The following is a 9,482-nucleotide window of genomic DNA, read 5'->3' on the forward strand; positions in this document are numbered from 1 at the left end:
GTTCCGATCTTTAAGGACTGGCTTTTGTGAGTGCGAACTTAGTTAATTAGTATTGGAGACATGGGCGATCGGAAATCGGGTTTGATGGACGAAAATTATGTGTTTTGACAGAAATATCTGGTAAAAAACCCGGTTTCTTCGGTCTTAATGCACTTAGGAGTGTTAATGTCCGGTTAATTCTGCCTCTTGTTCGAGCTCAGAATTTTCACTGAGATTGGCGATCGCCTTTGATGGCAGAAATCCTAGGTACTTAGGGCGATCGGCTGTCTGAAGCCGAGTTTCTCTGTCAGAGATCGACCGAATGTAGAGCTCTACTCAACCGCAGTCAGGATTTCAGCTTCATTTTTCGAGATCTCTAATTTACCTTTCAATAATTAAATTTTTGTTAATTTGCACGAATAAACTTGCGGGCGATCGATCTCTGCTACATTTCTTAACCAAGCTATAATTTTACAATAAAAAAATAAACTCTTCACCGCGATGACTCGTCTATGCCCGTAGATATACCGACAAAAAAATTTTTGTGATAACATATGCTTAATCTAAAATTAAACAAACGGTTAAGAAAACATGAAATTTCAAATTCCTCTAGCTCCAGGGACTATCACCCAATTTTTGCTCAGAGTAGTCACCTGTCTGGTTGTAATATCTTTCTTAAGTCAGATGGCTGCGTACTTGTTGCCTGGTGTATCGCCGGACAACTACTTAGTAAGGGCATTCGGCGTGGATTCCGAGCGGAACATTCCAACCGCATACTCAGCTTTGGCATTGCTGTTTTGTTCTTTCTTGCTGGGTACGATCGCCTATGTGAAAAATTTGGATAGTTGTCGCTACAAGAATTACTGGAAAGTTTTATCATTCATATTTGTATATCTAGCTGTAGACGAAGCTGGTCAATTGCACGAAAAACTGATACAACCGATGCGAACCATGCTAAATGCCACAGGAATTCTTTACTTTACTTGGGTTGTGCCGATCGGTATTCTAGTAGTGATATTTCTCTTATCCTACACTAAGTTTCTGTTCCACCTTCCTGTTCCTACAAGAAAATTGTTTGTTGCAGCAACCGCTCTTTATATTGGAGGAGCGCTAGGGATGGAATTGGTAGGGGCATACCGATCTTCTACAGCGGGAGAGAATAATATACTTTACCAGACAATAGTAACCATTGAAGAGTCATTAGAAATGCTCGGCATCGTTGTATTTATTCACGCATTGACTTCATATATCAAGACATCTTTAGGCGGGGCAACTTGGAATATTTACATACCAGGAAAACAAACATACGTTACCGAACATGAAAATATCGGCCTACCGGCTATCAGCGAACCAGCCAACACAAATATCTCAAGGTAAATCACTTACAACCGGGTTTAATCGACGACAAAAATACTGCATTCTGGCCTTGAAATTGCTCGTTACCAGGCTCTGCCTGGTAATGCAGATAGGCGAGGCTCTGCCTCCTTCTTTCTTGCAACTTACAGGAGAGAAGACTGTAGAAGGTGTTTAAGTTATTAAGTTTTCGATCCTTACAACCAGGTTTGATGGAGGACGAAAATACTACATTTTTGTCTTGAATCACAATAAAACACCCGGTTTTTTTGGTATTAGTGTGTGTGGGAATAGAGGTTCTGCAATGTTCCGCACCAAACGAGTAATTAGAACTAGAACCGCTTAGTTCACAGATGACATTCTCACCTTTACCAAGAATTCACTAAGAGCAACCTTTGCATCAGGATTGGATGGTAAATGACTGGTAAAACTTGCCTCTTCTAAGAGCTTAATCAATCGATCGCACTCTTGTCGATAAAACTCTAAATCTGTATCTTCCAACACCGATTTTTCCGCCCCGCCCAACTTTCTCGCAATCAAATCAGGAATGTACGACAACTGAAATTTATCATTAAGCTTCACCAAATTCGCCTCTACCTCCCCCGTTTGCATCAAATGAATCCCTGTCAGCAACACCCGAAAAACATACAGCAAAGGTTTCACCCGGCGCGGGCGTTCTTTCTCAAACAATTTCCACTGATTTTGAGCAAAACCGAGATAGTGGTGGCTGTGATGCTTCGTGATACAGTTAGAAGCAATGGCTTTTAATTCCTCATGTTCGGGAGTAGTGTAAACTATTAGCGGCGAATACAGTTGTTCGAGAACATAGCCATTGCGCCGCAACAACAAATCAAAAAATTTCTTGATATCGTGAGTCACTAAATCCAGTTCCAAATTCTCCCGCACCTCAGAAACTTCGATGGTTTCTTCTCCTGTAATCAATCCGACTACTTCTGGTAACGGCAAAATATGGACTCCCCGCAAGTCGAAGTCAGAATCTGCGGAAGGAAAGCCGTATAAATGCGATCCGCTGACAGTCGCAAACAGCAGCGGGTAAGGTCGAACCGAGATAATTCTAGCGAGATTAGAGATGTATTCTATCATTTATTTCTTCAGTCCGCGCAGGTGGACTTGGCTTGTGTAGAAGCGATTTCAATCGCCGATTCAATCACCAATTCAATCGCCGATTGAAATCGCCCTCCGACGCGATTTAATCAAAAACTGATTAGCTTTCTCGTAATTAGGACGTTCTGGTAAGGAAGTTTCTGCAAAAGCGCGATCGAACTCTGCGTGCAAGCTCAACCGCCAGCGATTCACCTCATCCCAGGAGATTTCCTGATTGCGGATAGATAGCAATTGCGATCGAAAATCCTGCACCCGCACCGGCACAAACCCCTCCTTCAGCACCGTAATTCCCGACAGCAACAAGCGAATCAAGTGCATCGCGTGCTTCGATCGCACTTCTCCTGTATTCCGCAAGTCTTGCTCCATTTTTTTAAATTGAGACAAAACGTAGCTATTGTAAGTTTGATAAATTAATTGAGACAGAAAGATTTCCCTAATTTCCAACAATTCGGCTGCTACCGGAGAAACAGTTTCTACCAAAGGCGTATACAAACATTCTAACACATTCGGATTTGCTTTGAGTGCCAAGATTAGAAACTTTTGCAGTTCCCAGTAGCATTCCTGATTTTCCTTGTTTTCCAATTGTTCTGGAATGCCGTAAAGCGACCAATGAAGAATTGCCGGCGGCTGGTAAATTCCGCGCCTGTCTGTATCAGATTGCTCGTTATCCAAACCGTAAGCTCTCGAACCAACAATGCAGCGGTAAATCACAGAATCATAGAGGTTGTATTCTGCCAGAAAATCTCCTCCTGACTGCAATCCTTCGCTCTGAAACTGCTTGCGGATACTGAGTTCGTGCCGTCGCAGACTAACTTCTGTTCCGTCTGGGAGTTTGACTAAATATGCGTGGGAATTGTCCGTAGGCGATTTGACAATCACACCTACTAATCCCGGTTTCCAAAATTCGCTAGTTGCAGGATTTTTGACTTCGATTTTGGTGACAATTTGGGTTCCTGCGGGGATGATTAAGTTGAAATTTTGAGGAATATTGGGGTTTGTCACGAGGGAACCTCCGGCGGGGCACGAGCTACAATTTTAGTGTAGCATATCTGTAGTATAAAGAAAAGGGGGATATGACGTTATTCTGGGATGTCGGAAATGAATGGACGAGTTTTAATTTCCCTAAACTGGGGCAAAAACCTGTTGCCTGAGCAGAGCAAGAGGTACAATAACTTTGCTTATGAATAACATCACCCACGACATCGTTGCCAAACTCTGGAATCTCTGTAATATCCTTAAGGACGACGGAGTGACCTATCACCAATACGTCATTGAACTGACGTACCTGTTGTTTTTAAAGATGGCCAAAGAGACCAGCACGGAGAACCAACTTCCAGACGGTTATCGCTGGGATGACCTGGAAGGCCAAGCCGCACTTGAGCGCCTAGAGTTCTACAAGCGGCTATTGATTTACCTTGGTAATCGCGGTTCTACACTTGTTAAAGAAATTTTTTCTAATGCTAGTTCCTCCATCAAAAAGCCCACCACATTTTCTACACTGGTCACTGAGATCAATAAGCTTGACTGGTACAGCGCCAAGCAGGAAGGTCTGGGCGATGTGTATGAAGGGCTGCTGGAAAAAAACGCCAATGAAAAGAAGTCTGGTGCTGGTCAGTATTTTACGCCCCGTGCGTTGATCGACAGTATGGTGTATGTCATGCGCCCTACCCTAGAAGACATTATTCAAGACCCGGCCGCTGGTACGGGTGGCTTTTTGATCGCAGCTAATCGCTATATACGCAATATACGCAAAAACGGCGACCCGGATAGCTGGACAGAAAAACAGAAACGCAAATACCGCCACAATACTTTCTACGGCATGGAACACGTGCAAGACACACACCATTTAGCATTAATGAACTTGATGTTGCATGGAATTGAATTTGACCCACAAGGGGCTGGTATCCACTATGGCGATACGCTCTCGTTCGAGGGAGAAGCCTTGCCAAAAGCAACGCTAATTCTCTCCAATCCACCCTTCGGTTCCAAGAAAGGGGGTGGCTTACCTACTCGCAAAGATTTTACTTTTCCTACGAGTAATAAACAGTTCTGTTTCCTACAACACATTTACCAAGGTCTTAAGCCTGGTGGTCGCGCTGCGGTGGTGTTGCCTGACAATGTACTGTTTAATGGCAACGCGGGGAAGCAGATTCGCGCTGACTTAATGGATAAGTGTAATCTACATACTATTCTGCGTCTACCGACTGGCATCTTCTACGCACAGGGAGTTAAGACTAATGTCTTGTTTTTTACTCGTGGCAAGAAGGAAAAAGGTAACACTCAAGAAGTCTGGGTATACGACCTACGTGCTAATATGCCACAGTTTGGCAAGCGCACCCAACTCACACGCAAGCATTTTGCCGAGTTTGAAGTTGCCTTTGGCGATGACTCATTCGGTAGCCGGGGGAGTCTTACCAAGCGTGTAGATACTGGGGAGCAAGGGCGTTTCAGAAAATTTACCCGCGACTCGATAGCAGAACTGGGTGACAATCTGGATATTTCCTGGCTCAATGATGAAAGCGAAGGCGGAACTGATGAACTTCCTGAACCCGTAGCACTTGCACAAGAAGCGATCAGCGAACTGGAAGCCGCGATGGAACAACTACGCGGAATTCTGGAGGAGTTGGGTGAGGAGGTAGAAGTGTGAGCGAACTTCCTGAAAATTGGATTATCACTTCGTTATCTGAGGTTGCTACCTGGGGCTCCGGTGGCACACCTTCACGGACAAACTTAGCCTATTTTGGAGGTGGCATTCCATGGATTAAGACTGGTGAACTTGGTAAACCTCTGATAGAGCGCACCGAAGAAACCATTAGCGAGCTTGGTCTTGCTAACTCCAGTGCGAAGGTATTTCCAAGGGGATCTGTTGCTATTGCAATGTATGGTGCAACTATTGGGAAAGTTAGTGTTCTCGGTATTGATGCTGCGACTAATCAAGCTTGTGCAGTAGGAATACCAGATCAAAATCTGACGACTGACGAGTTCTTATATTACTATCTATGCTCACAAAAAGATCCGTTTATTGAAGCTGGAAAAGGTGCTGCACAACCAAATATCTCACAGGCTGTCCTTAAGAACTGGTTGGTTCCTCTGCCACCACTTAACGAACAAAAACGGATCGCTGATAAGCTTGATACTCTACTTGCGCGGGTAGATGCCTGTCGAAAGAGGCTCGATCGCATCACCCTCATCCTCAAACGCTTCCGCCAATCTGTCCTAGCAGCAGCAACATCAGGGCAACTTACTGAGAACTGGCGTGCAAGTAGCGATCTTTCCTCCATTCAAACTGTATTGCTATCTGAGGTTTTGTCAGAGATAAAGACTGGACCATTTGGAAGCGCTTTACACAAGTCGGATTATGTGGCTGGAGAGATTCCAGTTGTCAATCCTATGCATATAAACGATAGAAAAATAACCCACTCAGATGACATGACAGTCTCTCCTAAGAAAGCAGAGCAATTATCAGATTTTATGCTTAGGGCTGAAGATGTTGTTATTGCAAGGCGTGGTGTCATGGGTCGTTGTGCGGTTGTGCAACCAGAACAGGAAGGGTGGCTTTGTGGTACGGGTTGTATAATTCTTAGAGTTCAATCCCAACTTCTCCCTAACTATCTTCAATTGTTTTTATCTAGCCCTGCTACCGTCGAAGTTTTGGAAGCTAATGCTGTAGGTTCAACGATGGTCAATCTAAATCAGCGAGTTTTACTCTCACTACAGCTTTCACTACCGACCATTCAGGAACAACTAGAAATTGTTCGGCGTGCCGAAAGTCTGTTTACTTACGCCGATCGCCTTGAAGCCCGCTACCAGAAAGCCCTTGCCCAAGTCGATAAATTGACACCAGCACTACTATCTAAGGCATTTCGAGGTGAACTGGTTCCACAAGATCCTAATGATGAACCGATATCATTACTTCTCGAAAGGATTCAAGTTGAGAAAGCCCGTATAGAGACTGAGCGCAAGACAACACGCATTGTCCACCGCTCAACCAAAGAGTCCCCAAAAAACAACATGAAACAACCATCAGATTATTCGGAGGCTCTTCGTTCCACATTTGCGGAAATAGGGCGCAAAGCTGATGCTCGACAACTTTTTGACCAAGCAGGATTTAGCAAAGACGAGGTAGTGCAGTTTTATGAAGCATTGCGTGCTACCCCAGAAGTATCAGTTGCCTTTGAAAAGCATCTGGAAGAAAGTCCGCAGCAACAAAGTTCAATTGTTAATAGTACAGCTAAAAATTCCACACCCAAAGGACATTTCCGCTTGGTGGAGCTTTGGTTGGAGAATTTCAAGAACCTGACTGACTACACAGTTCGTTTTGACCCCTCCCATAGCATTGATATTGTGCTTGGCTGGAACGGCACCGGTAAATCAAACCTTTTTGAAGCCTTAGTCATTATTTTGCGTGATCTGCACGAATGGGTAGAGCAGAATCGGTGGACTAAGAAGCCAATGAAGGGCTATCGACTACGTTACCAAATGGATGAGCAAACAGTAGAAGTCTCTTGGCATCCGGGGGAAATGAAACGCCCTAATTTGAAGATGGGAATATTTCAAGAAGGCACGAACGAGTCAGACAACCTCACAAGTATCAATCGAGGAAAACTACCATTACCCCGATTTATCTTCGGCTATTATTCTGGTCCCACAAATCGTTTGGCTGAACATTTTTTACCAATGAAACAGGCTCACTATGTTCGCTTGCGAGAAGCGACATCCGATGATCCTGCCACCCTTACGTACCTCCTGGAGCAGCGGCGGTTCTTTTGCGCCGAAAATCATCACGCAAAATACGTATTACTTGCCTTTTGCCACAAGGAAGATGCTGGTATTAGCCGCTTCCTTGAAGACAGACTGCGGATCGTTGGTTTTGAGTCGGCACTATTCGTAATCCGCAGGCCACGTTGGGCGAAGCCAGGTCAAACTGCTGAAGATTTTTGGGGCGCAACCGGTATCATGCGTCGAGTTATGGAACGGCTCAGGCGATTTGCCATTGCGCCTATGGTAGTTGAACAGACCATCCCAGACGGTTTTCGCTCGAACCGTGAACACCACTACTACTTCTTTCTGCCTGATTTGAAGAGCTTGCACGCCTTTGCTGCTGAATACCAGGATGCGCGGACATTCTTCCTCGCTCTTGAGAGTACCGACTTCTCGGAACTGATCTATGACTTGAAAATTCAGGTTCGTGTGAAAGCGACCAATATGAAGCAAGTGCCGATCACGTTTCACGAGTTGAGCGAGGGCGAGCAGCAACTACTCATGGTGCTGGGCTTAATGCGCTTCACGAAATCTCACCAGTCTTTAGTGCTGCTTGATGAGCCGGATACGCATCTCAATCCGCATTGGAGTGTGGAATACCTAAAGCTGTTGACTCGCTTGATGAGCGAGGATTCCAGCGAGTCAGAAGAACAACAAACAAGTCAAATTCTGATGTCAACCCACGATCCCTTGGTGATCGCAAGCCTATTCAAAGAGCAGATTCACCTCCTCAAACGGGATTGGCAGACAGGTGTTTGCAGATGGGATCAGCCAACCGTCAACCCGCGTGGACTTGGATTTACTGGTATTCTCACGAGTGAGATGTTTGGGATGCGGAGCGACCTTGATGAAGAAACGCTTGCGGATCTGGACAATAAAGTTCGCCTTGTAGCTAAGGAGGGTTCCTTGACCCCGGACGAAGTTAAAGATATTGAAGAAATCAACAAACGTTTGGAGGCAGCGGGCTTCCAGAAGGCATTCAGCGATCCCTACTATGCTGCTTTTGTCCGTGCATGGGGACGACGACACAGTGAGTTAATGGCTGGCGTTCGATTCCTGAATCCAGAACAACAGGACGAGATCGATCGGATCGCACGGGAAGTTCTTGAGGAATCTATTGCGGAATTGCAAGCAGAGGCGGTGGACTAATGCGCTGGGTTGACATCGACGAACTTGAGTTTCCAGATGAATGGCAGACGCGGGCTGATAAGGCTCTCAATGAACTGCGAAAGGAAATAGAGAATGCTGAACAGGCTGCTAAGTTGGCTGGAGAGGATATTGCGACTGCACGAAAGAAAGCGATTACAGATGGATTGAAAAAATCAGCACGCCAGAAAGTTTGGCGCGATCTCGCCCAGCCATTATCTGTTCTCCGAAAGGGAAAGTGCTGGTATTCCGAGAGCAAAAACCCAACTTCTGACAAAGATGTCGATCACTTTCGTCCGAAGAACCGAGTGGCTGAAGACCCATACCATGAGGGTTACTGGTGGCTCGCATTCCAATGGAATAACTATCGCTACTCATGTCAATGGTGTAACCAACGTCGCGTTGATGACGGGACTGATGGAGGGAAGTGGGATCACTTTCCCCTCGCACCCGGAAGCTTCAGGGCACGGTTAGAAGGAGACAAGTGGAAGCAGGAAGAGGTTGAGCTTCTCGATCCGATCGACCCAGAGGACTGGAAACTGCTAACATTTCTTCCCAATGGACAACCTATTCCTGCAAAGCCGTCAGGCACGCGAGAACATGATAGAGCTGCAACTTCGATTTTGGTCTACCATCTTCACTGTAGAGAGCTTGTTGTCGAGCGAAAGACTTTGGCTTCGACTATTCGGCAACTTGTCGAAGAAATGGAGATAGCCTATTCAAAAATTATTGATCCGGATATGAAAGTAATCTATAAAAGTCAGCAGAAGAAACTTCTTCGGGCTATCAACCATGATTCCGAATACTCAGCGGCAGCATTAGCCTACGCACGGGCTGAGATATACAAGATGGAGTGTGGCCACCAGGTCAAGAGACAGTGGCTCGAAAATATTCTCAATTTGAAGTGAGTATTAAAGGGGTTAAACTAACAACGTTGGTGTTTGGGGGAATTTAGTCGGAAGTTCCCAGGAGGAAATTATGAATGGGCAATACAGGATTTGAATTAAGCTCTCCGAAGTATTCTACCACTTTCCGCCATCCTAGCCCATATTTTCGCTCAATCTAGGCAACCTATTTTGCATCTGAGCGAAAACTGAGTGGGTCTGCTGTATGCTTTA

6 protein-coding genes are annotated in these 9,482 nt (G+C 45.3%); 4 read left to right on the forward strand and 2 right to left on the reverse strand.

Translation table 11 applies throughout. The features are described 5' to 3' along the window. Positions 1-663 precede the first annotated feature (663 nt). Positions 664-1,356 carry a hypothetical protein gene (locus tag IQ270_RS24795; RefSeq protein ID WP_228056673.1) on the forward strand — a complete coding sequence of 231 codons (693 nt, stop codon included), beginning with the start codon at positions 664-666 and terminating at the stop codon, positions 1,354-1,356. Positions 1,357-1,674: 318 nt separating this feature from the next. Here the strand turns inward: IQ270_RS24795 and IQ270_RS24800 are convergent, their stop codons facing one another. Then, the gene (locus IQ270_RS24800; protein ID WP_193975840.1) at positions 1,675-2,436 is read right to left on the reverse strand and encodes a nucleotidyltransferase domain-containing protein; all 762 of its coding nucleotides are present in this window, start codon (positions 2,434-2,436) and stop codon (positions 1,675-1,677) included. Between the two features lie 72 nt (positions 2,437-2,508). Continuing rightward, positions 2,509-3,459 carry a nucleotidyltransferase domain-containing protein gene (locus IQ270_RS24805; RefSeq protein WP_193975841.1) on the reverse strand — a complete coding sequence of 317 codons (951 nt, stop codon included), beginning with the start codon at positions 3,457-3,459 and terminating at the stop codon, positions 2,509-2,511. Between the two features lie 178 nt (positions 3,460-3,637). On the opposite strand from IQ270_RS24805, the gene IQ270_RS24810 reads away from it, so the two are divergent. From IQ270_RS24810 to IQ270_RS24820, 3 genes are read left to right on the forward strand one after another with little or no spacing between them, the layout of a single operon-like run. Further along, positions 3,638-5,104, forward strand: a complete 1,467-nt coding sequence (locus tag IQ270_RS24810) for an N-6 DNA methylase (protein WP_193975842.1) — start codon at positions 3,638-3,640, stop codon at positions 5,102-5,104. Beyond that, positions 5,101-8,367, forward strand: coding sequence for a restriction endonuclease subunit S (locus IQ270_RS32410; protein WP_193975843.1), 3,267 nt, complete (start codon positions 5,101-5,103; stop codon positions 8,365-8,367). The genes IQ270_RS24810 and IQ270_RS32410 overlap by 4 nt, the downstream gene beginning before the upstream one ends. After that, the gene (locus IQ270_RS24820) at positions 8,367-9,272 is read left to right on the forward strand and encodes a hypothetical protein (protein ID WP_193975844.1); all 906 of its coding nucleotides are present in this window, start codon (positions 8,367-8,369) and stop codon (positions 9,270-9,272) included. The genes IQ270_RS32410 and IQ270_RS24820 overlap by 1 nt, the downstream gene beginning before the upstream one ends. Positions 9,273-9,482: the final 210 nt, after the last annotated feature.

This window comes from Microcoleus sp. LEGE 07076, assembly GCF_015207455.1.
Classification (GTDB): domain Bacteria; phylum Cyanobacteriota; class Cyanobacteriia; order Cyanobacteriales; family Microcoleaceae; genus Microcoleus.

Bases quoted from the DNA above. Each gene is read 5' to 3' on its own strand.
- IQ270_RS24800 (WP_193975840.1), bottom strand. From the start codon at position 2,436: ATGATAGAATACATCTCTAATCTCGCTAGAATTATCTCGGTTCGACCT.
- IQ270_RS24810 (WP_193975842.1), top strand. From the start codon at position 3,638: ATGAATAACATCACCCACGACATCGTTGCCAAACTCTGGAATCTCTGT.
- IQ270_RS24795 (WP_228056673.1), top strand. From the start codon at position 664: ATGGCTGCGTACTTGTTGCCTGGTGTATCGCCGGACAACTACTTAGTA.
- IQ270_RS24820 (WP_193975844.1), top strand. From the start codon at position 8,367: ATGCGCTGGGTTGACATCGACGAACTTGAGTTTCCAGATGAATGGCAG.